Annotated in this window: 17 protein-coding genes; 16 read left to right on the top strand and 1 reads right to left on the bottom strand. The window is 52.5% G+C overall.

Annotation, left to right across the window (positions count from 1 at the left end; all coding sequences use genetic code 11):
* Positions 1-29 precede the first annotated feature (29 nt).
* From ACLM7Z_RS09600 to ACLM7Z_RS09640, 9 genes are all read left to right on the top strand, one after another.
* The gene (locus tag ACLM7Z_RS09600; protein WP_087020275.1) at positions 30-1,142 is read left to right on the top strand and encodes a Trm112 family protein; all 1,113 of its coding nucleotides are present in this window, start codon (positions 30-32) and stop codon (positions 1,140-1,142) included.
* Between the two features lie 13 nt (positions 1,143-1,155).
* The gene (locus tag ACLM7Z_RS09605; protein ID WP_435644952.1) at positions 1,156-1,956 is read left to right on the top strand and encodes a TPM domain-containing protein; all 801 of its coding nucleotides are present in this window, start codon (positions 1,156-1,158) and stop codon (positions 1,954-1,956) included.
* Positions 1,957-2,148: 192 nt separating this feature from the next.
* On the top strand, positions 2,149-3,558 hold the full coding sequence (locus tag ACLM7Z_RS09610; protein WP_087020281.1) for an amidophosphoribosyltransferase: 1,410 nt from the start codon (positions 2,149-2,151) through the stop codon (positions 3,556-3,558).
* A gap of 129 nt (positions 3,559-3,687) precedes the next feature.
* Positions 3,688-5,376 (top strand): histidine kinase, encoded by a 1,689-nt coding sequence (locus tag ACLM7Z_RS09615; RefSeq protein ID WP_273350654.1) that lies wholly within the window; start codon positions 3,688-3,690, stop codon positions 5,374-5,376.
* The gene (locus tag ACLM7Z_RS09620) at positions 5,373-6,329 is read left to right on the top strand and encodes a substrate-binding domain-containing protein (protein WP_273350658.1); all 957 of its coding nucleotides are present in this window, start codon (positions 5,373-5,375) and stop codon (positions 6,327-6,329) included. Before ACLM7Z_RS09615 ends, ACLM7Z_RS09620 begins: the two co-directional genes overlap by 4 nt.
* On the top strand, positions 6,322-7,818 hold the full coding sequence (locus ACLM7Z_RS09625) for a response regulator (protein WP_273350660.1): 1,497 nt from the start codon (positions 6,322-6,324) through the stop codon (positions 7,816-7,818). Before ACLM7Z_RS09620 ends, ACLM7Z_RS09625 begins: the two co-directional genes overlap by 8 nt.
* Before the next feature lie 305 nt (positions 7,819-8,123).
* Positions 8,124-9,131, top strand: coding sequence for an inositol 2-dehydrogenase (gene iolG / locus ACLM7Z_RS09630; protein WP_435644953.1), 1,008 nt, complete (start codon positions 8,124-8,126; stop codon positions 9,129-9,131).
* Position 9,132: 1 nt separating this feature from the next.
* Positions 9,133-9,921: a TIM barrel protein gene (locus tag ACLM7Z_RS09635; protein ID WP_435644954.1), complete on the top strand. Its 789-nt coding sequence runs from the start codon at positions 9,133-9,135 to the stop codon at positions 9,919-9,921.
* A gap of 304 nt (positions 9,922-10,225) precedes the next feature.
* Positions 10,226-11,863, top strand: coding sequence for a solute:sodium symporter family transporter (locus ACLM7Z_RS09640; RefSeq protein WP_435644955.1), 1,638 nt, complete (start codon positions 10,226-10,228; stop codon positions 11,861-11,863).
* Positions 11,864-12,029: 166 nt separating this feature from the next.
* Here the strand turns inward: ACLM7Z_RS09640 and ACLM7Z_RS09645 are convergent, their stop codons facing one another.
* Positions 12,030-13,313: a helix-turn-helix transcriptional regulator gene (locus ACLM7Z_RS09645; RefSeq protein ID WP_087020304.1), complete on the bottom strand. Its 1,284-nt coding sequence runs from the start codon at positions 13,311-13,313 to the stop codon at positions 12,030-12,032.
* A 384-nt stretch (positions 13,314-13,697) separates the two neighbouring features.
* Here ACLM7Z_RS09645 and uidA point away from each other — a divergent pair, with 384 nt between their 5' ends.
* The 7 genes from uidA to ACLM7Z_RS09680 all read left to right on the top strand — a co-directional run bounded on the left by uidA (position 13,698) and on the right by ACLM7Z_RS09680 (position 24,435).
* Positions 13,698-15,518, top strand: coding sequence for a beta-glucuronidase (gene uidA / locus ACLM7Z_RS09650; protein ID WP_273350630.1), 1,821 nt, complete (start codon positions 13,698-13,700; stop codon positions 15,516-15,518).
* A 57-nt stretch (positions 15,519-15,575) separates the two neighbouring features.
* Positions 15,576-17,846, top strand: coding sequence for a glycoside hydrolase family 2 protein (locus tag ACLM7Z_RS09655; protein ID WP_087020310.1), 2,271 nt, complete (start codon positions 15,576-15,578; stop codon positions 17,844-17,846).
* Between the two features lie 52 nt (positions 17,847-17,898).
* Positions 17,899-19,290 (top strand): MFS transporter, encoded by a 1,392-nt coding sequence (locus ACLM7Z_RS09660; protein WP_435644956.1) that lies wholly within the window; start codon positions 17,899-17,901, stop codon positions 19,288-19,290.
* A 98-nt stretch (positions 19,291-19,388) separates the two neighbouring features.
* The gene (locus ACLM7Z_RS09665; protein WP_087020316.1) at positions 19,389-20,234 is read left to right on the top strand and encodes an HAD family hydrolase; all 846 of its coding nucleotides are present in this window, start codon (positions 19,389-19,391) and stop codon (positions 20,232-20,234) included.
* A 95-nt stretch (positions 20,235-20,329) separates the two neighbouring features.
* The gene (gene uxuA / locus ACLM7Z_RS09670; RefSeq protein WP_087020319.1) at positions 20,330-21,400 is read left to right on the top strand and encodes a mannonate dehydratase; all 1,071 of its coding nucleotides are present in this window, start codon (positions 20,330-20,332) and stop codon (positions 21,398-21,400) included.
* 18 nt (positions 21,401-21,418) lie between these two features.
* Positions 21,419-22,819 (top strand): glucuronate isomerase, encoded by a 1,401-nt coding sequence (uxaC, locus tag ACLM7Z_RS09675; RefSeq protein WP_273350639.1) that lies wholly within the window; start codon positions 21,419-21,421, stop codon positions 22,817-22,819.
* 29 nt (positions 22,820-22,848) lie between these two features.
* On the top strand, positions 22,849-24,435 hold the full coding sequence (locus ACLM7Z_RS09680) for a mannitol dehydrogenase family protein (protein ID WP_435644957.1): 1,587 nt from the start codon (positions 22,849-22,851) through the stop codon (positions 24,433-24,435).
* Positions 24,436-24,451: the final 16 nt, after the last annotated feature.

Below are 24,451 nucleotides of genomic sequence, written 5' to 3' on the forward strand. Positions count from 1 at the left end.
CGACATATTTTCGGGAGAGGGGTATACCGATGCCGACACAGGTAAAAAATTATCAGTGCCCTGCCTGCACCGGGCCGCTGCATTTTGACGCGGCGACCGGAAAGCTGGCGTGTGATTACTGCGGCTCATCCTATGAGATCGCGGAAATCGAGGCAATGTATGCACAACAGGAACAAAAAACAGAACAGGCAGAACAGGCCACACAGACCGGGCAGAAGGAGGAAGCGAAAACAGATGCGTGGGATACCTTCGGTATGGCAGGCGAATGGCACGCGGACAGTATGCGCGCCTATACCTGCCCGTCCTGCGGCGCGGAGCTGATTTGTGATGCGAACACAGCGGCGACGAGCTGCCCATACTGCGGCAATCCGACTGTTGTGCCCGGGCGGCTCGAGGGTATGCTCAAGCCGGACTACATCATTCCGTTTAAGGTGGATAAAAAAGCTGCAGTGGAAGCGCTGAAAAAGCATTACAAAGGCAAGCGCCTGCTGCCCAAGGCATTCACCAGTGAGAACCATATTGAGGAAATCAAGGGCATTTATGTCCCGTTCTGGCTGTTTGACGGCACGGCAGATGCGGATGTGCGCTTTCATGCGACCCGATCCTTTATGCATTCGGACGGGGAATATGAGATTACGACCACCCAACATTTCGAGGTGCACCGCGCGGGTACCATCCCGTTTCAGCGCATTCCGGTTGATGCATCCAGCAAGATGCCGGATGCGCATATGGATTCCATCGAGCCGTTTGAGTATGCGGATTTGGAGCCGTTTTCCATGGGGTATCTGCCCGGTTATTTGGCCGATAAATATGATGTCAGCATAGAGGAATGCGCTGAACGTGTAGAAGATCGCGTACAGCGCAGCGCCGTTGAGGCCATGCAGGCAACGGTACATGGCTATGAAATGTGCGTGCCGGAGCGTGCAGATGTGCAGCTGCATCGGGGAAAGGTAAGCTATGCGCTGCTTCCGGTCTGGATGCTCAGCACACAGTGGAACGGGAAGAATTTTCTGTTTGCCATGAACGGGCAGACCGGAAAGCTGGTTGGCGATCTTCCTGTAAGCTGGGGCAGATTCTGGGCATGGTTCGCAGGCATTGCATTGCCGCTGGCGGCAGTGCTTGCGCTGGTGCTGTTTTTATGAGGAGGGCAGGACAATGAAAAAACGGATAACTGCGTTCCTTTTTGCACTGTGTCTGTTGCTTGCATTCCCAGTGGCAGCTTGCGCAGCGGATGCGGATTTTGTCGTCGATGAAGCTGGTCTTCTGACCGATACAGAAAAGTCGGAGCTCACGCAGCGTGCGTCTGCCATCTCGCAGCAGTATGCATGCGGTGTCTATATCGCCGTGTTGCAGGATTTCACCGACGGCGGTTATACGGATATTCTGGCGTGTGCGAAGGATTATTACAGAAACAACGATCTCGGCGTAGGTGAAGGCAGGGACGGCGAGCTTCTGATGCTGAGCATGGGGGATCGCGATTTTGCACTTATCGCGTATGGGGATTTCGGCAACGCCTCGTTTACCGATTACGGCAAGGAGGTGCTGGAGGATGAATTTCTCGACGATTTTGCCGATGACAACTGGTATGACGGCTTTTCCGACTATCTGGACAAGAGTGAGGAAATGCTGGCGCTGTCGCAGAACGGCACACCGCTGGATGTGGGCAGCGATCCGGATGCGGCGCGCCGGTCGATGGGCACCAATCTCGCCATTGTCATTGTCGTGCCGTGCCTGATTGCGGGCGTTGTCTGCCTGATTTTCCGCATGCAGATGCGGACGGTACATGCCGCGCCGACTGCGCGCGATTACATCGCAGCGGATGCTGTGGCCCTCACACTGCATACAGATATGTACACCTACACGACCGAAACGCGGACGAAGATTCATAAGGATTCGGACAGCGGGGGAACGAGTGTGGGTTCGGACGGTTTTTCCGGCGACAGCGGAAAATTCTGACCAAACGATGTGAAAAAACGGGAAAAGGGAATCCTGCCGGCGGGCGGATTCCCTTTTTGGCGGATGGAAACAACTTTTTTGTGAAAAAATGGTTTCTTCCCGCCACAAAAGCACACATCTGTGTTATACTTGCTTTGAAGAAATTTTTGCTTTTCATCACATTTGTTTTTTTGATGCATAAGGAGGAAACCCATGGGAGGATTTTTTGGCGTTGCTGCGAAGGATGACTGCGTGTTTGACCTGTTTTTCGGAACGGATTATCATTCTCATCTCGGAACGCGTCGCGGCGGTATGGCGGTGTATGGCGAAAACGGCTTTGACCGTTCCATCCATAACATTGAAAATGCACCGTTCCGTACAAAGTTTGACAAGGATGTCCAGGAGATGAAGGGCTATCTGGGCATCGGCTGTATCTCCGACTACGAACCGCAGCCGTTGATTGTGCGCTCGCATCACGGCACCTACGCTATTACAACGGTCAGCAAGATCAACAACACCGATGAAATCGTCAGCACCATTTTTGACAATGGTAATTCGCATTTTCTGGAGATGAGCGGCGGTGACGTCAACCCGACTGAGTTGGTCGCGGCGCTGATTAACCAGAAAGAAAATCTCATCGAGGGCATCCATTATGCGCTGGAGACCATCGACGGCTCGCTGACGCTGATGGTCATGACGCCGAAGGGTATTTATGCCGCGAGAGACAAATACGGCAGAACGCCGATCACCATCGGCAAAAAGGACGATGCCTATTGTATCGCCTTTGAAAAGTTCTCCTATCTCAATCTCGGCTATCAGGATTACAAGGAGCTCGGTCCGGGAGAAATTGATGTCGTGACGCCGGAGGGAGTCAAGACACTGATTGCGCCCGGAAAGGATATGAAGATTTGCACGTTCCTCTGGGTCTATTATGGCTATCCGTCCAGCTCGTATGAGGGCGTGAGCGTCGAGCAGATGCGCTACCGCTGCGGACAGAAAATGGCAAAACGCGACCATGTCCGCCCGGATACCGTCGCAGGCGTGCCGGACTCCGGCATTGCGCATGCAGTCGGCTATTCCAACGCGTCAGGCATTCCGTATTCCCGTCCGTTCATCAAGTATACGCCGACCTGGCCGCGCTCGTTCATGCCGACCATTCAGAGCAAACGCAATCTGATTGCAAAGATGAAGCTGATCCCGGTGCACGACCTAATCCGCGGCAAGCGCCTGATGCTGATCGACGATTCCATCGTCCGCGGCACACAGATGCGCGAGACGACGGAATTTCTGTATCAGAGCGGTGCGAGCGAAGTACATATCCGTTCGGCCTGCCCGCCGCTGGTATACGGCTGCAAATATCTCAATTTCTCGCGCTCGTCGTCGGAGATGGATCTGATTACCCGCCGTGTCATCGCACGGCTGGAAGGTACGGAGGATGTTTCTGACGAGGTGCTTCAGCAGTATACCGATCCGGAATCCCCGAAATATGACACCATGGTCGAGGAAATTCGCAAGGAGCTGGACTTCACGTCACTGCGCTATAACCGTCTGGACGATATGCTGGAAGCGGTTGGCATTCCGAAGGAAAATCTCTGCACCTATTGCTGGGACGGCAGGGAATGACAGAAACAGAAAATTGACCCGCGACGGGGCTGCCGGTGTGCAGCCCCGTTTTTGCTGTATTTGATAACCATTTTTGAATGTGATATAATTACCGCGACAGAAACAAAGGGAAAAGGTGGAAGAGGGTACATGAAGCTGGGATTCAGGCAGAAAAGCATACTGAGCATGATTTTTGTATCGATGATTGTGTCCATTGCATTGTCTGCGGTATTATATAACAATTCCGTGGATGTCATCGAGGAAAATTATACCGATTCAGCGACCAACAGCCTGACTGTCTGTGCCGGAATGTTTGACGACATGATGCGGGAGGCGTACTATACGGCAATCAATGCAGCGACGGATACAGAACTGCAGCAGCTCGTACAGGACTACGACAGCAGCACCGATCCTCAGATTCTGGAACGGCTGGCATCGTACCGCAACGGCAGCATTGATTCGGTTTACTGCTTTCTTCCGTCACAGAGCCTCGCGCTCAAGGTGACGCAGTCAGAACAGCTGGCTCAACCGTGCAGTGAAGAAGATGTCTTGTGGATGTACCGCCTGACCGATGTGCAGGACGACCCGCTTTCGCCACAGTATGTGACAGATGAGACCTCTGTCGTGAAAAAACAGATTTTCACCTATGCAAAGCCTGTGCACAATACAACAGACGGGCAGACGGTGGGATATATCATTGTCAATGTGGACGAGCGCGATGTATATTTCAGCTGTTTGCAGGGGCATGGAAATCCCGGCAGGGGGAGCAGCTATATTATCACGCCGGATGGACGTGTGGCTTCGGGAACAAACCTGAAGCTGCTCGGAACACAGCGGAAGGAACCGCAGGACAATATGCTTGTCACAAGCGTGACAGCGCCACTGAGCCAGTATGAGATGACCATTGTAGCGGACAGGAGTGTTATCACAGGCGACATCACGCGCACAAGAAACCAGATATTCCTGATTGCGCTCCTGCTCAACCTTCTGGCATGCATCCTGATTCTGGTCATTGTCACCAAGATGCTGCGCCCGTTGAAAAATCTGGAGGAAACGATGGATCAGGTCAGCCAGGGCGACCTGACGGCGCGTACAGAAGTACAGTCGGAGGATGAAATCGGACGCCTGTCCAAAGGATTTAATGATATGATCGGACAGGTTGAGGATTTAATTGACCAGCTGGTTACGGAAAAGCTGCTTAAAAAGGAAGCGGAAATCGAGGCGCTCAAATATCAGATTACACCGCATTTCATGTATAATACGCTCAATTCCATCAAATACGCCGCGGTTTTGCAGAATTCCTCCGAGATCGCGGAGCAGCTGGAGGCATTTATCGAGCTGCTGCAGCTCAGCGCGAGCGACCGCGGCGCGTTTATCACCATGGAGCAGGAGATTCACATGGTGCAGAATTATACAAAGCTCCAGCTGTTCCGTTATGCCAACAGCTTTACAGTGGATTTCGATGTCAGTCCGGATATTGCACGCTGCTATGTGCCCAGCCTGCTCATTCAGCCGCTGGTGGAAAATGCAATCCTGCACGGCATCGACCTCAAGAAATCGGGCGGGCGCATTGTTGTCCGCGCGGCAAAGGAAGGGGATATGCTGGCAATCAGCGTCGAGGACAACGGCAGAGGCATGACAGAAGACGATCTGAAGCAGTTGATGAGCGGCGAACGGCGCAGCAAATTCAGCGGCATCGGCGTGCGCAATGTGCGCGAGCGGCTGCAATTATACTATGGAGAAAAGGGAAAGCTCGCATTTTATTCCGGAGCGCAGTACGGCACGGTGGCCGTGATTACCATGCCGGCTTCCTATGATGCGGAGGAGTATACGATTTGAGAAGGCATGCAATTAAAATTGCTGTATTGCTGCTGGCAGCGCTTTTGCTGGCCGGCTGTGGCAGTGAGGAGCAAACGCAGGAAAAGCGCACGATCTGCGTCGTACTCAAAGCGATGGACTCAGTGCACTGGCTGTCTGTGGAGGACGGCTTGAAAAGCGCGGCAAATGATTACGGTGTTTCAGTCAACATCCTGTGGCCGTCGCATGAGGACGATGTGGAGGCGCAGAATACCATTTTGCAGGATGTAATCGATTCTGAACCGGATGCCATTGCGGTCTCACCGTGTGATTCGGATGGTGCTGATGTGCTGGGTCTGGCTGCGCGGGAGGACATTCCATGCTTTTATATTGATACGGTGGCGGATCGGTTTGATTTTCCATATATCGGCGCAAACAATCATCAGATCGGCGTGCTGGCGGCAAAAGCACTGGACAGAAAGCTGGGGAGCGGAAAGGTTGCCGTCATCACCGGCAGCCGCAGGCAGAGTACGCATGAGGAGCGTTTGCAGGGCTTTACTTACTACATCGAACAATATACAGATTTAGAGCTTTGTGCGGTCGAAGAGGCAGAGAGCAGCAGCTATGTCGAGGGCACAGCCTGTATGGAACAGCTGATGCGGGAGAACCCGGATATTGAAGGTGTCTTCTGCACCAGCGCAGTGATTGTGCTCGGCGCAATGCAGCAGCTTGAGCGCACCGGCGGTGATGTGCAGCTGGTTGGTGTGGACATGCAGAGCGATGCGATGGCAGGCGTTGAGGATGGAAAAATTCTCGCGCTGGTCGGACAAAACGGCTATGAAATCGGATATCAGACCGTTGCGACCATTGTACATTCGTTGGATGGGGAGGAAATTTCCCACCATACATATGTGGAGACACCGCTGATTACACAGGGAAATGTGGCGGAATATTTAGAAAAATATCTGACGGAGAGAGGTGAGAGTGATGACTAAGATACTGCTTGTGGATGATGATTTCCTTGTCCGCACATTCTTATCGCGCCTGACGGACTGGGAAAAGCACGGCTACACACTGGTCGGTGCAGCGCAGGACGGAGAGGAAGCGCTGCGCATGACGGAGGAATACCGGCCGGATATCATCATCACCGACATCAGCATGCCGGTGATGGACGGCATTGAACTGATCCGCAGGCTCAGACAGCAGGAAAATACCGCGTGTATCGTCGTACTGAGCTGCCATGACGACTTTGACTATGTCAGGGAAGCCATGAAGCTCGGCGCAAATGAATATGTCCTCAAAAATCTGCTGACAGAGGACACGCTGCTCAAGCTGCTCGTCGATTTGAAGAAGAAGATTGTATCGACATCACAGGGCGGGCTTCAGTTCGATGCGCCGGAGGTGGAGCGGGCCTATTACCTGAAGCTGCTGCAGGGCAGCGCGCCGCGGCCGGAGGACGGCTTCCACACAGGGGCTGCACTTGCGGTGCTGATTCTCGATTATGAAACCCGGGTCTCTGCAATGGAGCTGGAGCAGCAGAAACGATTCCATTCCTCATTTGCTCAGATTTGCCGCGAGGTGTGCCGCAACCAGTCGGCCATCCGCTGTATCCATGTGCAGCAGGGGGAATATGCATTGCTGCTGGATTTTTCCGGCATTTCGAGCGTATATGAACGCCGGGAGAAAATACAGCAATATGCATCGGCGGTTGTGCGGTATGCGGAGCGGTATCTGGCAGTTTCGGTGTGCGTCGGCACGAGCCGGGCAGAGAATTTCAATCCGAAAGCTGACGAATGCTGGCAGGAAGCACAGGAAGCACGGAACGAGCGGTTTTATTCGGCGCAGACCGTCCTGTATGGCTGGCAGATTGAGCCATGTGGAAAAGAAATCCCGTCTGCGGCGCAGCGGTTCAGTGAGGAAGTGCCGAAGTATATGGAAAAGCGGGATGGCGGGCTGCTGCGGCAGCGGTGGGAGGAAGCACTGGCGGCATTCCGCGCGGAACATACCGAGGCGCGGCTGGTACAGGAATGGCTGCGGCAGACAGACCGGAAAGCTGGGATTCCCCAGCGCACTGCGCCGGATATGCTTGACGGCTTCCGCGGCTTGGAACGTGCCTACCTGACCTTCCGCGAGGAAATCCTTCCGCAGCCGGACAACTACAGCAGTGCGGTCAGCCGCACCATCCGCTATCTCCAGCAAAACCATACCGGTGAAGCCACACTGATCGAAGCGGCAGAACAGGTTCACCTCAACCCGGCATATCTGAGCCATATTTTCAGCAAGGAAACCGGCATCACGTTTTCGGAATACCTGCTTTCCTGCCGCCTTGGCACGGCGAAGGAACTGCTGGTGAATACGGATGATAAAATCCGGGAGGTCAGCGTAAAGAGCGGTTTTAATGACTACCGTAATTTCTGCAAGGTGTTCAAAAAAACTGTGGGAGAGACCCCACAGAATTACCGGAAACAGTGCAGGACAAAATAAACCACAGGAAAACAGGCAGGGCAGAAGGCATATGCTTTCTGCCCTGTTTTTTTGCCTAAAAAAATGACACAATTCCAAAAGATGAACACAAAAAAACGGGAGACAAACGTGGCAGACCTAAAATAATGACACATTGAGAAAATGTTTGTACAGTTTTCCGAACAGCTTTTGACCAAAGTGCAAAACCAACAACACAAAATCTAAACAAACTGACATTTTTCTGCCTGTATTTTCGCAGTACAATAGCGCCAGCAAAAGACAATGACAGCTTCTGCAAAATAATTCACGAAAAAGGAGAGATTTTCATGAAGGTTGGTATTATCGGTGCTGGACGTATTGGCAAGGTTCATGCAAAAAACATTTCCATGTTTGTCCCGGAAATGGAGATCAAGACAATTGCGGATCCGTTCGCAAACGACGCGACCCGCGAATTTGCAGCACAGTGCCGCATTCCGAATGTATCCAACGACCCGGCGGATATCCTGAACGACCCGGAGATTGAGGCAGTCCTGATCTGCTCCTCCACCGACACGCACTCCCACTTCATCATCGAAGCGGCAAAGTCAAAGAAGCACATCTTCTGTGAGAAGCCGATTGATTACGATCTGAACAAGGTTCATGAAGCAATCAACGCGGCAAAGGAAGCAGGTGTCAAGCTGCAGATCGGATTCTGCCGCCGTTTCGACCACAACCACCGCGCAGTATATGACATGGTTCAGAGCGGTAAGGTTGGCAAGGTAAACATCATCAAGGTGTCTTCCCGTGACCCGGAGCCCCCTCCGGTATCTTATGTCAAGGTTTCCGGCGGCATCTTCTATGATATGATGATCCATGACTTCGATATGGTTCGCTTCCTCGCAGGCTCCGAAGTCACTGAGGTCAGCGCATATGGTTCTGTTCTGGTCGATCCGGGCATCGGCGAGGCAGGCGACGTTGACACCGCAGTTGTCACCCTCAAGTTTGAGAACGGTGCAATCGGCGTCATCGACAACTCCCGCAAGGCAGTTTACGGCTATGACCAGCGTGTTGAAGTCTTCGGCTCCGAAGGATGCGCACAGGATGAAAACGACATCCCGTCCACCGCTGTTCTGTCCACCGCAGACGGCACGAGCTATGGCACTGCATACAAGGTCATGTGGGATCGCTACACCGGCGCATTTGTCTCTGAGATGAAGGCATTTGCAGATGCTGTCATCAACGATACTGAGACTCCGGTAACCGGCGAAGATGGTCTGTATCCGGTTCTGATGGCTGCTGCTGCAACCAAGTCCCTGAAGGAAGGCCGTCCGGTCAAGATCTCGGAGGTAGAGTAACATGGCACTGAGAAAATGCGCGTGCATTGACACCCTGTATACCGAGCTGCCGTGGCTGGAGCGCTTCCGGGCGGCAAAGGATGACGGCTTTGAAGCGGTAGAGTTCTGGGACTGGCGCATTCGTGATCTGGATGCGACCCGCGAAGCGGCGGAAAAGGCTGGCATCGCGATCTCCGGCTTCAACGGCGATGCGGATTATTCCCTCGTTGATCCGACCCATAAGGAAAAGTACATCGACTACCTCAGACAGTCGATTGCAGCGGCAAAGAAGGTCGGCGCTTCCAGCGTAACCATTCATTCCAACGCACTGGGCGACGGCGGCATTGTCGTCAACCACTATGACGATCTCTCGCACACCGTCAAGCTGTGCTCCATGTACGACATGCTGCTGGAGTGCGCAAAGATTGCAGAGGAAGAGGAAATCAATCTCAACCTCGAGGCGCTGAACATCACAACCGACCATGTCGGCAACTTCCTTGAAACCACCCAGATGGGTGCGGAAATCTGCCGCCTGATTGGCTCCCCGCGCCTCAAGCTGCTGTATGATGTCTATCACATGCAGATCAACGAAGGCTGCATCTGTGACACCATCAGCAACTACAGCGACCAGTTCGGTCACATCCATGTTGCGGATGCACCGGGCCGCCATGAGCCGGGCACCGGCGAGATCAACTATACCAAGGTGATTCGTCATCTGGAAGCCTGCGGCTATACTGGCCGCGTCGGCTATGAGCTGTTCCCGTCCACCGACACTGCGACTGCTGTCAAGGCAATCATGGAGAACTGCTGAGCCGGGCATTTTGCCTGTAATTTGGGAACGAACTGCCATACATGGCAGTTCGTATAGAGTTTATAGTTTTTCTCAAAACATCTTCAACTCACGTGAAAGAGGAAACGCTCCTTTCGAACCCCGGCGCAGGATTCCGGGACGGCGGCTATTGGGAGGCCGCTGTCCCAATGGGATCTTTCACAGCAGGGAAGGGAAGAAGAAATGAGAAACAGTTAAAGCATCATTCCTTTACAAATAGAAAAAGCGGGTTTGAGTCCCGCATTGCGAATCAAAAGAAGAGAATAGAAAGAGAGGGTATAGAGATATGCTTTGGACACTGATTACCTTTATCGGCTTTACGATTCTGGTTGCGGTCATCTCGTATGTCAAGACGAAGGGTGACGACCAGACGACAGCCGACGGTTATTTCCTCGCAGGACGCGGCCTGCCGGGCTTCGTCATTGCAGGATCCCTGCTGCTGACCAACCTGTCCGCAGAACAGTTGGTCGGAACCAACGGACAGACCTGGGCAGTTGGCATGAGCCCGATGGCATTTGAGGTTCTGGCTGCTACTGCACTGATTGTACTGGCACTTTGGGCGGCACCACGCTATCTGAAGAGCGGTATTACCACCATTCCACAGCTGATCGGCCTGCGCTTCGACCGCAGCACCAAGCTCTGGTTCTGCATCGCATACATCATCCTGTACCTGGTTGTACAGATTCCGGTTATCCTGTATTCCGGTTCCCTGGTCTTTGAGAATATTTTCGGCGTTTCGCAGCTGCTGCACATCACCAAGTTCCAGTCCATCGTTGTTCTGTGTATCTTAATCAGCGTTGTCGGTTCGATTTATGCGATTTTCGGCGGCCTGAAGGCAGTTGCCGTTTCCGATACCGTCAACGGTATCGGCCTGCTGATCGGCGGCCTGATGATTCCGTTCTTTGCACTGCATGTGCTGGGCAATGCCACCGGTTCGGAGGGCCTTGCCATTGTCGATGGCTTCAAGTATCTGGTTCAGAACTATCCGGAGAAGCTGAATTCCATCGCCCCGGCTGATTCCCTGCCGCCGGCAGTTCCGTGGCCGACCGTATTCACCGGCCTTGTATTTCTTGGCCTCCAGTCCTGGTGCACGCACCAGTCGTTCATTCAGCGCGTACTCGCTGCTGAAAATCTGAAGGAAGCACAGAAGGGCGCACTGTACTGTGCATTCCTGAAAATCCTGGGCTTTATGTTCCTCGCACTGCCGGGTGTCATTGCATACGCGCTGTTCGAGGTACAGGGCAATCAGGTTACCATGATGGATGACGCATATCCGCAGCTGGTTACGCAGGTCATCCCGGCACCGCTGATGGGCTTCTTTGCAGCCGTTATGTTCGGCGCGATTCTGTCCTCGTTTAATTCCGTTCTGAACTCGGTTAACACCATGTTCACGATGGATATCTATAAGGAATTTATCAACACAAACGCTTCGGAAGAAAAGCTGGTCAAGGTTGGCAAGAATGTCGGCATCGTCTTTGCGGTTGCTACCACCATTGTCGGCCCGATGGTTTACTTCTTCCCGGCAGGTCTGAAGACCTTCCTCGATTCGTTTGTCATGCTGATCGGCCTTCCGGTTCTGTCGGCAGTATTCGGCGGTTTCTTCTTCAAGTATCTGCCGAAATATGTGGCGAAGGTTATCATGGTATTCCACATTGCCGTTTATGGCATTTTCATGATTACAATGAGCAGCGATCTGCATTATCTGTATGCAGTTGCCGTTCTGTGGCCGATTGAGCTGATTATGATGGCAATCATGAACAGCCGCAACAAGGCAAAGAATCCGCAGCTGAAGGCCTGGGAGCAGGAGGATGTCAAGGCAGTTGACCTGACACCGTGGAAGTACCGCAAGATTGTCAGCGTAATTGTTCTGATCTGCGTCATTGCGGTTTACATCGCATTCTCCCCGCTCGGAATTGGCGCATAAAACAGCTATCTACTTTTTGCACTTTTGTGTTTTCTCTCAACTTGTCGGAAACAGAGCCTTATGCCATGGGGCTCTGTTTCCCATTTTACGGAAAAAAGAGAACAATAATCCCCTTCCGCACCGGATGCGAAAGGGGATATTTGCTGTTTGGACGAAAAAGCAGACATCAGTGAAAATCGGAGGAATCCGGGTTCCCGGCGGAAGGGGAAGCCATCTCCTGATATTGCTCGAAGGAATTGGTGTTGTTGCGATATGCCTTCGGCGTTGTACCTGTGATGCGCTTGAACAGGCGGCTGAAATAGTAGACATCCGGAATGCCGCATTTCAAGGCGACCGATTTGATGGGCATTTCCGTGCTGATAAGCAGCTTTTGAGCGTGTGAAATGCGCCGATGGTTGACAAAATCTGTCAGAGACATGCCCATTTCCTTTTTGAACAGTGTAGAAAGATAGCTCGCATTGACCGACAGACGCTCGGAAAGTGCCTTCAGACTAAGGTCGGCGCACAGCTCGGTGTCCACATAGGTGATAATTTTTTGTGTCAACAGGGAATAATCCTTCAGGTTGTGCTTGCGAACGAGCAGGCAATAGGAGCGGATCATCTTTGAGCGAAAGCTCCGGCACTGTTCGATGCTGGAAAGCTGCTCGATCAGCTGGATGTTTCGATTGGATACCGAATCGATGTGGATGGGATGCACGCCCGCCTGTTCTACTGTTTTTCGCAGCAGAGTGTTGAGCGTAATCATATAGTCCTTGCTGTCACGCAGTTCGTTGGCTAAGCGCTGGGGAATTACATGTGCGGTCCAGCGCGCACAGGATGCAAGAGCTTTGCTTTCATTTCCGTTGGCGACAGCATTGAGCGTCGCATTTTCCAGCTCATACCGCTCTTCAATCATCTGGATGCTCAGAAACGGCTTGTCCGGAACACGGTAATAGTACTCATAGCTTTGAAACAGCTCTTTCATGGAGCCGAAATCCGAATAAATCGCCTCATAGTTGTTTTCTCCAAACAACTGATTGCCGAGTATCGTAAATACACTCAGGTACAGGGTTTGCGCGGGGATGAATACCACGCGGTAATAGTAATCCCGAATCTGGTCGCGCAGTTCTTCCGGCACATTCAGCTTGTCGCAGATTTGTGTCAGTCGTGCGGCGCGGATCTCTTCGAACAGAACCGGACCGCACACAAGCATTTCATCGCTGTCCGGCAGCCGGATCAGTGTATAGTTGCACTGAAAGTCATCGGTGGTGTGATAGATTTTGTTCTTCTGGAGCGTAGCGAGCCAGTGGTTCAACTCATCCGTAGAGGAGGAAACATCTGAATGCAGAATGCTTTCACGAAGTCCCATGTCGAGCCATGTCAGGTTGTCACAAGGTGGTTGAATAAAACGAACCGGAATGTGGTTGATTTTTAAAAACTGGTATACAAAATCGATTGAAGTGTTTTTCATGCCCTATCCTCTCCCAAGCGGCGCAAAATCCTCTGACGTGCTGTCCTGACAATATCATACGGACTGTTTTTTGCCGATGGACTGCTTTTGGATTTCTTTGTACAAAATTTAGGTTGATTGTATTTCATCCAAAAAACAGACAAAAACAGCTGAAAATTCTGCATAGCAAATCGTCGAGATTGACAATATAATAACATTAACAAAAAAACAGGAAAATGCAAATGAAATTGTGCAGAAAGTCAGTCATACTTCGTGCGTTTTACAGTTAAAATGTGTATTGATGAGTAAAAATTGTTAATTTATACAAAAAATATTGCCGGATTTAGAGTGATAACGCATAAAATGTTTTTAAAAAAACACAAATGTCAAGGAAGGTGATAAAAAATGTTAAAATATTCGATGTTGTATCCGGAAAATACATGTTCCAGACGTTCTGTCAACCTGAGTGGTATGTGGAGGTTCCAGACAGACCCACAGTCATGCGGCGTGGAGCAGGGCTGGAATGACGGCCTCCCGGCGCCCGACATGATTCCGGTACCGGCGAGCTTTGCAGATTTTTACACTGACAAAGAAACACGCGAATTTTGCGGTGATTTCTGGTATGAAACCGATGTCTTTGTGCCGGATGAATGGAAGGGCAGAGAGATCGATCTCCGTTTCGGCAGTGTAACTCACCGTGCGACGGTTTACTTTAACGGCGTTGAGATTGCGACGCATGAGGGCGGTTTTCTTCCATTCTGCGTTAGAATCACAGAGATCGCGCGTTATGGCGCAAACAACCGGCTTGTCGTTCTCGGCAACAATGAACTGAGCGAAACCACACTCCCGTGCGGTTCGGTTTCCACCCTGCCAAGTGGGCGCAAAATCGCAAAGCCGTATTTTGATTTTTATAATTACGCAGGCATTCACCGTCCGGTCTGGCTGATTGCGACACCGAAGGAATCCATCTTTGATTTCTCCGTATCCCATGCCATCAGCGGCTCCGACGCAGTGGTCAGCTATCACACCGTCACGACGGGCGACAACGAGGTTACAATCGAAGTAAAGGACGAGGCGGGAAACACCGTTGCTATGGCAAAAGGCAAGGACGGGGAGATCGATATCCCGAATGTCCACCTGTGGAAGGTGCGCGATGCGTATCTGTATCAGTTTATCATCCGCATTGTCGACGGAGAAACCGTTGTCGATGAATATACCGAGCATATTGGTATCCGGACTGTTGTAATTCAGAACAATAATATTCTCATCAATGGCGAGCCGGTGTATCTGAAGGGCTTTGGCAAGCATGAGGACAGCGACATCGTTGGCCGCGGCTTCAACATGGGCGTGATGAAACGGGATTTCGAGCTCATGAAATGGATCGGTGCCAATTGTTTCCGCACCAGCCATTATCCGTACAGCGAGGAAATCTATCAGTTGGCAGACCGCGAGGGCTTCCTGGTGATCGACGAGGTTCCGGCAGTCGGCATGTTCCCGAGCCTGATGAACTTCACCGATGCGTCCAGCGGCAAACAGACTGCATTCTTTGCGCAGGAGACCGCACCGGAGCTGCAAAAAAATCATCTGCTTCAGGTAGAGGAAATGATTGCCCGCGACAAAAATCATGCCTGTGTATTCGCATGGAGCCTGCTCAATGAGCCGGACACGCTGGACGAATCATCTACCGTTTATTTTGAGAAAATTTTTGACCGCTGCCGTGAGCTTGATCCGCAGAAACGTCCAAGAACCTTCGCATTGCTGATGAATAGCACGCCGGATAAATGCAAATGCTGGCAGTTATCAGACTTTATTTCGCTCAACCGCTATTTTGGTTGGTATGTTCTGGGCGGCGCGGATATTGAGAGCGCGGAGATCGCATTCCGCAAGGAAATGGATGCATGGGCACAGCTGGTCGGGGATCGCCCGATGATTTTCACCGAATATGGCGGCGATACCAATGGCCAGATGGACAAGCTCCCGAGCGTCATGTGGAGCCAGGAATACCAGATCGAGTGTCTGGATATGTGCCACCGTGTCTTTGACAGCTATCCGTTTGTCAAGGGCGAGCTGGTCTGGAACTTTGCAGATTTCCAGACGACAGAGGGTATTATGCGCATGGACGGCAACAAAAAGGGCATTTTTACCCGTCAGCGCCAGCCCAAGCGTGCGGCATTCACTTTCAAGCAGCGTTGGGAGAGCTTGCCGCTCGATTACAAGGCAAAGTGAAACACAGCATGGCTTTCATGCTGACAAACATACAGTAAGGAGATTAGGAGGAAAACTATGCGCAACATTATCAACATCAATGACGGCTGGCAGTTTATCCAGAAGGACGTTGGCCTTCCGGCATCCATGCCGACCGACTGGCAGTGCATTGATCTGCCGCATACGTGGAATGCTGTTGATGGGCATGACGGAAATGGCAGCTATGATCGCGGCACCTATTGGTATGCCAGAACCTTCGCAACCCCGAAGCAGCCGCTGGCAGGCGGTCGCGTATACGTGGAAATTCTGGCGGCAGGCCAGCAGGCTTCCGTATATGTCAACGGCGAGAAGGTTACCTATCATGAAGGCGGTTATTCCATCTTCCGTGCAGATGTCACTGACCTGTGCAAAAACGGCGAAGATAACCTGCTGGTTGTCGAGTGCAGCAATGTAAACAAGAGCAGCGTATATCCGCAGTCAGCTGACTTCACCTTCTACGGTGGCCTGTACCGCGGCGTCAACATCATCAGCGTACCGGAAACTCATTTCGATCTGGATTTTTGCGGCAGCAACGGTCTGCGCGTCACTCCGAAGCCGTGTGACTGTGGCGGTGCCTGCTTCGAGGTGAATTCCTGGGTCAAGAATGCAGATGAAAACTTCACCGTTCTGTACACCATCACCGATGCAGACGGCAAGGAAGTGGGTTCCGCATCCCGCCCGGCAGACGCTACAAAGACGACAATTTATGTACCGGATGCGAAGCTGTGGGAGATTGACAGTCCGTATCTGTATACAGTGACCGCAACCCTCCAGCGCCGCAATGAGGCATATGATGAGGTATCTGCTAAGGTCGGCGTCCGCAGCTTCTCCTGCGATCCGGACAAGGGCTTCATCATCAACGGCAAGGCAACTCCGCTGCGCGGTGTCAGCCGCCATCAGGATCAGCTCTACAAGGGCAATGCCCTGACCCGCGAGGATCATTTTAAGGACGCGGAAATCATCAAGGAACTGGGTGCAAACACCATCCGTCTGGCACATTATCAGCATTCCCAGGATTTCTATGATGCATGCGATGAGCTGGGCTTCATCATCTGGGCAGAGATTCCGTTTATCAGCGTGATGAACAACGATCCGCAGGCACATCAGAACTGCATCAGCCAGATGAAAGAACTGATTGCACAGAACTACAACCATCCGTCCATCTGTTTCTGGGGTGTTTCCAATGAAATCCTCATCGGCGGCATTTCCGAGCAGCTGGTTGAAAACCACAAGGAGCTGAACGCACTGTGTAAGGAGATGGATCCGACTCGTCTGACCACCATTGCGCACGTTTCCATGACGCCGGTTGACAGCCCGATGCACGGCATCACCGATGTCGAGAGCTACAACCATTACTTCGGCTGGTATGGCGGAAAGATGGAGGACAACGGCCCGTGGTTCGATGACTTCCATAAAAAGCATCCGGAAATTTGCATCGGCGTTTCCGAGTACGGCTGTGAGGGCATTATCACCTACCATAGCTCCAACCCGATGTGCAAGGATTATTCCGAAGAGTATCAGGCTCTGTACCATGAGCACATGGCAAAGGTGCTGGACGAGCGTCCGTATATCTGGTCGAGCCATGTCTGGAATATGTTCGACTTCGGCTGCGCAGCACGCGACGAAGGCGGCGTGGCAGGCAGAAACAACAAGGGCCTCGTCACAATGGATCGAAAGACCAAAAAGGACAGCTACTATATCTACAAAGCATACTGGAACAGCGAGCCGATGGTTCACCTGTGCGGCAGACGCTATGCACAGCGTGCAGGCGAGACCACCCAGATTCGTGTTTACTCCAACCAGTCCCCGGTTTCGCTGTATGTCAACGGCAAGCTGATCGATGTCAAGGCAGCTGACAAGGTATTCGTATTTGACGGCGTTGCACTGGATGACGGCATGAACATCATTGTCGCTGAGGCATGCGGCGTAAAGGACACCATGACGCTCGAGAAGGTCGAGACCGAACCGTCTATCTACGTTCTGCCGGAGTTCAACGAGAGACAGGAAGGCGTTGCCAACTGGTTCAAGCTGGCAGGCGACCTCGACCTCAAGGCTCCGATGGAATTCCCGGAGGGCAAGTACAACGTTAAGTACACGATGGAAGAGCTTGCAGAGAGCGAAGAGGCACTGGCAGTTGTCGCTGAAGCGGTTAAGCTGGCAACCAACTTCAATCTTGTACCGGGCGAAGGCATGTGGGATATGATGAAGGCCATGTCGCCTGAGCGCATGATGGCGATGGCGGGCAATACCCTGCCGGAGGGCTTCCTCGAGAGCCTCAACGCCAAGCTGATTCAGATCTCTAAGGCATAACAGTGCCTTAGAGATAGAGAGAATTGATTTGAAAGAAAGAGAGGGAAAAATAATGGCAGCTAATTCTACATCTGTGCGGCCGTTTGGCATGAAGGATAAGATAGGCTACATGTTTGGTGACTTCGGCAATGACTTCACCTTCATCCTGTCCTCCAGCTTTATGCTGAAGTTTTATACCGACGTAATGGGAATCGGTGCAGGCGTAGTCGGATTGCTGATGATGGCAGCCCGCTTCGTCGATGCGGTAACTGACGTTACGATGGGTCAGATCGTTGACCGTTCCAAGCCGACCAAGGACGGCAAGTTCCGCCCGTGGATCAAGCGCATGTGCGGCCCGGTTGCAATCGCTTCATTCCTGATTTATCAGTCAGAATTCGCAGGCATGTCCTACGGATTCAAGGTATTCTGGATGGTTGTCACCTACATCCTGTGGGGTTCCATCTTCTATACCTCCATCAACATTCCGTACGGTTCGATGGCATCGGCAATTTCTTCCGATCCGACTGACCGTGCACAGCTTTCTACCTGGAGAACAGTCGGCTCTACACTGGCAAGCTTGGTTATCGGCGTTGGTACGCCGCTGGTTGCGTATGAAACCGTACAGGGCAACACCGTTCTTTCCGGTTCCCGCATGACCATCATTGCAGGCGTATTCAGCATTTGCGCCATCATCTGCTATCTGCTTTGCTTCAACCTGGTTCGCGAGCGCGTTGAGGTTCCTGCAAATACCGAAAAGCTCGATGTGGTAAAAATGCTCAAGAGCATTTTCACAAATCGCGCACTGCTGGGCATCATTGCAGCTGCAATCCTGCTGCTGCTTGGCATGCTCGGCATGCAGGGTATGTCCGCTTATGTATTCCCGAACTACTATGGCAGCGCAGCGGCGCAGTCCGCAGCCGCGATGGCAGGTTCCGTTGCAGTACTGGTTGTTTGTGCACCGCTTGCAACCAAGCTCTCGGCGAAGTTTGGCAAAAAAGAGCTGGCTACCGTTTCCTGCCTGTTTGGCGCAGCAGTATACGTTGTCTGCCTGATTCTGCGTCCATCCAATCCATATGTGTACGTTGCGTTCTACACGCTGGCATTTATCGGCCTCGGCTTCTTCAACACGATTATCTGGGCCATGATTACCGACGTTATCGACGATGCGGAAATCAAGAACGGCATCCGTGAGGATGGCACGATCTATTCCGTTTACTCGTTTGCACGTAAGCTGGGTCAGGCGTTCTCCTCTGGCCTGGTAGGCGGTATTCTGGGCATGATCGGTTACACCCCGGAAACTGCATTTGATCCGGCTGTTACGTCCAAGATTTTTGATATGTCCTGCATCATTCCGGCTGTCGGCCTGTTTGCCGTTGCATTGGCACTGCTGTTCATCTACCCGCTGAGCAAGAACAAGGTAGAAGCGAACGTAGCAGAACTGGCACGCCGCCGCGGTGAAGGCTAAAATCCATCCTCCAACCACATAACTCTCCAACTGACCGGAAGGGAGAGGGCTTTCAGGGAGCCCTCTCCCACCCGGGAGGGAAGAAAGGCAGGATTGCTATGGCGAATCAGCTCGAACGTTTTGTAAAACGGAAAAATTACCTGGTTTTTGTCGACAGTGACGGATGCGCCATGGATACCATGGAGAGAAAACATACACAGTGCTTCGGCCCCGGCCTTGTGGCGGAATGGGGACTGGAGCCGGCGCGCGGCCTGGTTCTGTCGCGCTGGAATGAAATCAATTTGTATTCGATGACACGCGGAATCAACCGCTTTGAAGGTCTGGCATTGATCCTGAAAGAGATCAGTGATGCAGGCGGTGATATTCCGGGGCTGGACGATCTGCTGCGGTGGACATCCGCCGGCGGAGTGCTCAATCATCGCACACTTCGGGCGGAGATTGAACAAACCGACAGCATTTGTCTGAAAAAGGCACTGCTTTGGAGCAGGGAGGTCAATCGTCAGGTTGCCCTGCTGCCAAAGGAAGACCGACGCCCGTTTGAGGGTGTACAGCGTGCACTGGCACGGGCGCACCGCTATGCGGATGTTGCCGTCATTTCCAATGCACCGCTGGAAACCGTATTGGAAGAATGGGACATGTATGGGCTGCTGGAACACACAGATATTGTTCTGGCAGAGGATTGCGGAAGCAAGGAACGCTGTATTGCGGGGCTGCTCGAAATGGGCTATTCCCGCGACCATGTGCTCGCCTGCGGCGATGCTTGCGATGACCTGCGTGCGGCAGAGCGGAGCGGTGTGTTCTTTTATCCCATTCTGGTAAAGCATGAAAATGAGAGCTGGGCGGAGTTTGCATCCGACGGCCTGAACTGCCTGCGCACCGGAACCTATGCCGGTGCCTATCAGCAGGAGAAAATAGAACAATTTTTAGCGAATCTTTCCAAATGAGTTGTTATTGGGAACGAGAAAAAATTGACAGAGATACTATAAATGATAGGGTTTAGTATGAGATTTATAACAGTGAGCAGTAAGGAGGATTTTTTATGCAGATGACATTCCGTTGGTACGGCGAGGGCAATGACAGCATCACGCCGGAAATGATTAAGCAGATCCCGGGCGTCACCGGACTGGTCTGGGCACTGCATGACAAGCAGGCAGGCGAGGTCTGGACGGTCGAGGAGATCGAAGAGGCTCGCAAGCAGATTGAGGGCGCAGGCTTCAATATGGATGTCGTAGAGAGCGTCAATGTGCACGACGACATTAAGATTGGCCTTCCGACCCGTGACAAGTATATCGAAAACTACAAGACGACACTGAAAAATCTGGCGCAGTTCGGTGTCAAGGTTGTTACCTACAACTTTATGCCGATCTTCGACTGGACGCGTACCGACCTGTTCCATCCGATGGGAGACGGCGCAACCGCACTGTACTACGAAAAGTCCAAAATTCAGCAGGATTACAAGGAAATGGCAGATTACATCCTCGGCAACCTGCATGGCATGACGTTCCCAGGCTGGGAGCCGGAGCGCATGGCGAAGCTGGACGAGTTGTTTGAGGCGTATAAGCCCGTTACCAAGGAAAAGCTGTGGGAGAACCTGAAGTATTTCCTCGAAGCCATTATGCCGACCTGCCATGAGACTGGCATCAAAATGGCGATTCATCAGGACGATCCCCCCTGGGATATCTTTGGTCTGCCGCGCCTGCTGGTTGACAAGGAATCCATTGGACGCTTCCTGAACATGGTGGACGATGACCACAACTGCCTGTGCCTGTGCTCCGGTTCGCTGGGCGCAAACCCGAAGAACAATGTCGCAGATATCGTCCGCACCTATTGCGACCGCATTGCGTTCGCACATGTGCGCAATGTCAAGCATTTTGACAACGGCGACTTCACCGAAGCCTCTCATCGTGACTGCGATGGCGATGTCGGCATTCTTGACATCATGAAGGCGTACCACGACTGCGGCTATCAGGGCTACATGCGTCCGGATCATGGACGTCATATCTGGGGCGAGGAATGCAGACCGGGTTATGGCCTGTATGACCGCGCACTCGGCATTATGTACCTCTGGGGCTGCTGGGATATGCTCGACAAGACTGAGGGCAAAGTATAAGCAACAGGAGGCGCAGGTATGAAACCGTTTCTGGATCAGGATTTTCTGCTTTCCACTGAGACAGCAAAAAAGCTGTACCATGAAGTAGCGGAGCAGATGCCGATTATCGACTATCACTGCCATATCAATCCGCAGGAAATTGCTGAGGATCGGAAATTTGATAACATTTCTCAGGTCTGGCTCGGCGGCGACCACTATAAATGGCGCGTGATGCGTGCAGCCGGAACGACCGAAGACAAGGTCACCGGTGACGCAGATGACCGCGAAAAATTCCGTGCTTTTGCGGCGACTATGCCCCAGCTGATTGGCAATCCGCTGTATCACTGGAGCCATCTTGAGTTGCAGCGCGGCTTTGGTATCACAGAGCCGCTGACGCCGGATAATGCGGACGAAATCTATGACAAATGCAATGAAATCCTGAAGGGATATTCCGCACGCAGCCTCATGGAGAAGTTCAATGTCAAGGCGATTTGCACGACCGATGATCCGGTGGACGACCTGCACTGGCATGAGCTGATTGCCGCAGACGAGTCATTTTCGATCAAAGTGCTGCCGGCATTCCGTCCGGATAAGGCGGTCAATATCGAAAAACCTGGGTTTGATGCGTATATCCGGAAGCTGTCCGGCGTTGTCGGACGCGAGCTCACAAGCGCGGAGGATGTCGCGGCGGCGCTGTGTGAGCGCATTGCGTATTTCAGTGCAAAGGGCTGTCTGTGTGCAGACCATGGCCTGGATTACTGCATGTATGCCGCACCGGATTCCGCGGCAGCCAATGAGGCATTTGCTCTTGCGATGGCTGGAAAGAAGCCGGATCAGGCGCTGGCGGATGCATATAAGACGCTGGTTACCATTGCATGTGCAAAGAAATACACGGAGCTGAACTGGGTCATGCAGATTCACTTCGGCTGTCTGCGCGATAACAACAAACCGCAGTTTGCAAAGCTCGGCCCGGACACCGGCTATGACGCCGTCAACAGCCAGTCCGGTGTGGAAAATGTCGCACCGCTGCTCAATGCCTTTGCGGAAAACGACGGTCTGCCCAAGATCATCCTGTATTCGCTCAATCCGGTAGATAATACCGCGATTGCAACGATTATGGCATGTTTTCAGGGCGGCGGCGTTGCAGGCAAGATGCAGCAGGGAAGCGCGTGGTGGTTCAACGACAACCGCCCGGGTATGCGCCAGCAGCTGATTGACCTCGCGTCGAACGGCGTGTTGGGACGCTTTGTCGGCATGCTGACCGATTCGCGTTCGTTCCTGAGCTATACGCGGCATGAATATTTCCGCCGTGTCCTGTGTGAACTGATCGGCGAATGGGTCGAGAGTGGACAGTATCCGGCTGACGAAACGCAGCTCAGAAAACTGGTGGAAGACCTGTGCTATCACAATACCAATGAATTTTTCCGCTTTGGCGTGTGAATTTTTAAAGAGAAAGAGATGGGAAAATTATGAAGCTTTCGTTACAATCCATTCAGAATAAGGACGCATGGAAGGGCTACCATCTTCCGAGCTTTGACCCGGCGGAGATCGTTGCCAATACGGCGAAAAAGCCGCAGTGGATGCATTTCGGTTCGGGCAACATCTTCCGCATTTTCCCGGCGGCACTGTGCCAGCGCCTGATCGAACAGGGCAAGATGGACACCGGCATCATCTGCTGCGAGAGCTATGACGACGAAGTGATTACCAAATGCTTCCGTCCGTATGATAACCTGACCATTGCTGTTACGCTGAACGCAGACGGCAAACTGGACAAGGAGGTTATCGGTTCGATGGCGGACAGCCTGACCATGCTGTATGACGGCGATAAAATTGCCGAAATCTTCAAGCAGCCGTCGCTCCAGATGGTTTCGTTCACCATCACGGAGAAGGGCTACAGCCTGCGCAATGCAAAGCATGAGCTGGTTCCGGCTGTTGTCGAGGATATGGCAAACGGCCCGGAGGGCTGCAAATCGTTCATGGCACAGCTGGCTGCCATGTGTCTCGGCAGAAAGCATGCCTGCGGCGCGCCGCTCGCACTGGTATCTATGGACAACTGCTCGCACAATGGTGAGAAGCTCCAGATGGCAGTGATGGAAATCGCCAAGGCATGGCTGGATAACGGTAAGATTTCCGCAGAGGATTACGCATATCTCGAAAACGATATCGCATTCCCGTGGAGCATGATCGATAAGATCACCCCGCGCCCGCATCCAGTTGTTGAAAAGCAGCTGATTGAAGACGGTCTGGAGGATATCAGCCCGTTTACGACGGCAAAGCATACCTATACCGCACCGTTTGTCAATGCAGAAAAGACGCAGTATCTGGTTATCGAGGATCAGTTCCCGAACGGCAGACCGCCGCTGGAGGACGCTGGTGTCATCATCACTTCCCGTGACACCGTCAACAAGGTCGAAAAGATGAAGGTCTGCACTTGCCTGAACCCGCTGCACACCTGCCTCGCTGTTTACGGCTGCATTCTGGGCTATACCTCTATCGCAGAGGAAATGAAGGACCCGGAGCTGAGTGCATTTATCGATAAGATGAGCCATGTCGAAGGCATGCCGTTTGTCGTTGATCCAGGCGTCATCGAGCCGAAGAAGTTCCTCGAAGAGGTACTGACTGCACGTTTCCCGAATCCGTTCATGCCGGACACCCCGCAGCGCATCGCAACGGATACGTCGCAGAAACTGTCCATCCGCTTCGGCGAAACCATCAAGGCATATATCGCATCGCCTGACCGCGAAGCTTCCGAGCTGAACCTCATTCCGCTGGTACTGGCTGGCTGGCTGCGTTACCTCATCGGCGTGGACGACGAGGGCAAGCCGTTTGACATCAGCCCTGACCCGTTGCTTCCGGCTATGCAGGAGAAGCTCACCGGCATCACGCTGGGCGGCGAGATCGACGCAGAGCAGCTGCGCCCAATTCTGTCCGACGCATCTATTTTTGCAGTTGATCTGTACGAATGCGGTCTGGCAGAGAAGGTCATCGGCTACTTCCAGGAACTGATGGCGGGCCCGGGCGCAGTCCGTGCAACGCTGAAGAAGTATGTCCACTGACGGCAGGAGGATGCAA

Origin of the sequence: Butyricicoccus porcorum (assembly GCF_051246315.1) — a bacterium.
Lineage (GTDB): Bacteria > Bacillota > Clostridia > Oscillospirales > Butyricicoccaceae > Butyricicoccus_A > Butyricicoccus_A porcorum.

What these genes read in the sequence shown, in the direction of transcription:
- ACLM7Z_RS09600 (WP_087020275.1), top strand. Translation starts at nt 30, where the DNA reads ATGCCGACACAGGTAAAAAATTATCAGTGCCCTGCCTGCACCGGGCCG.
- ACLM7Z_RS09605 (WP_435644952.1), top strand. Translation starts at nt 1,156, where the DNA reads ATGAAAAAACGGATAACTGCGTTCCTTTTTGCACTGTGTCTGTTGCTT.
- ACLM7Z_RS09610 (WP_087020281.1), top strand. Translation starts at nt 2,149, where the DNA reads ATGGGAGGATTTTTTGGCGTTGCTGCGAAGGATGACTGCGTGTTTGAC.
- ACLM7Z_RS09615 (WP_273350654.1), top strand. Translation starts at nt 3,688, where the DNA reads ATGAAGCTGGGATTCAGGCAGAAAAGCATACTGAGCATGATTTTTGTA.
- ACLM7Z_RS09625 (WP_273350660.1), top strand. Translation starts at nt 6,322, where the DNA reads ATGACTAAGATACTGCTTGTGGATGATGATTTCCTTGTCCGCACATTC.
- iolG (WP_435644953.1), top strand. Translation starts at nt 8,124, where the DNA reads ATGAAGGTTGGTATTATCGGTGCTGGACGTATTGGCAAGGTTCATGCA.
- ACLM7Z_RS09635 (WP_435644954.1), top strand. Translation starts at nt 9,133, where the DNA reads ATGGCACTGAGAAAATGCGCGTGCATTGACACCCTGTATACCGAGCTG.
- ACLM7Z_RS09640 (WP_435644955.1), top strand. Translation starts at nt 10,226, where the DNA reads ATGCTTTGGACACTGATTACCTTTATCGGCTTTACGATTCTGGTTGCG.
- ACLM7Z_RS09645 (WP_087020304.1), bottom strand. Translation starts at nt 13,313, where the DNA reads ATGAAAAACACTTCAATCGATTTTGTATACCAGTTTTTAAAAATCAAC.
- uidA (WP_273350630.1), top strand. Translation starts at nt 13,698, where the DNA reads ATGTTAAAATATTCGATGTTGTATCCGGAAAATACATGTTCCAGACGT.
- ACLM7Z_RS09655 (WP_087020310.1), top strand. Translation starts at nt 15,576, where the DNA reads ATGCGCAACATTATCAACATCAATGACGGCTGGCAGTTTATCCAGAAG.
- ACLM7Z_RS09660 (WP_435644956.1), top strand. Translation starts at nt 17,899, where the DNA reads ATGGCAGCTAATTCTACATCTGTGCGGCCGTTTGGCATGAAGGATAAG.
- ACLM7Z_RS09665 (WP_087020316.1), top strand. Translation starts at nt 19,389, where the DNA reads ATGGCGAATCAGCTCGAACGTTTTGTAAAACGGAAAAATTACCTGGTT.
- uxuA (WP_087020319.1), top strand. Translation starts at nt 20,330, where the DNA reads ATGCAGATGACATTCCGTTGGTACGGCGAGGGCAATGACAGCATCACG.
- uxaC (WP_273350639.1), top strand. Translation starts at nt 21,419, where the DNA reads ATGAAACCGTTTCTGGATCAGGATTTTCTGCTTTCCACTGAGACAGCA.
- ACLM7Z_RS09680 (WP_435644957.1), top strand. Translation starts at nt 22,849, where the DNA reads ATGAAGCTTTCGTTACAATCCATTCAGAATAAGGACGCATGGAAGGGC.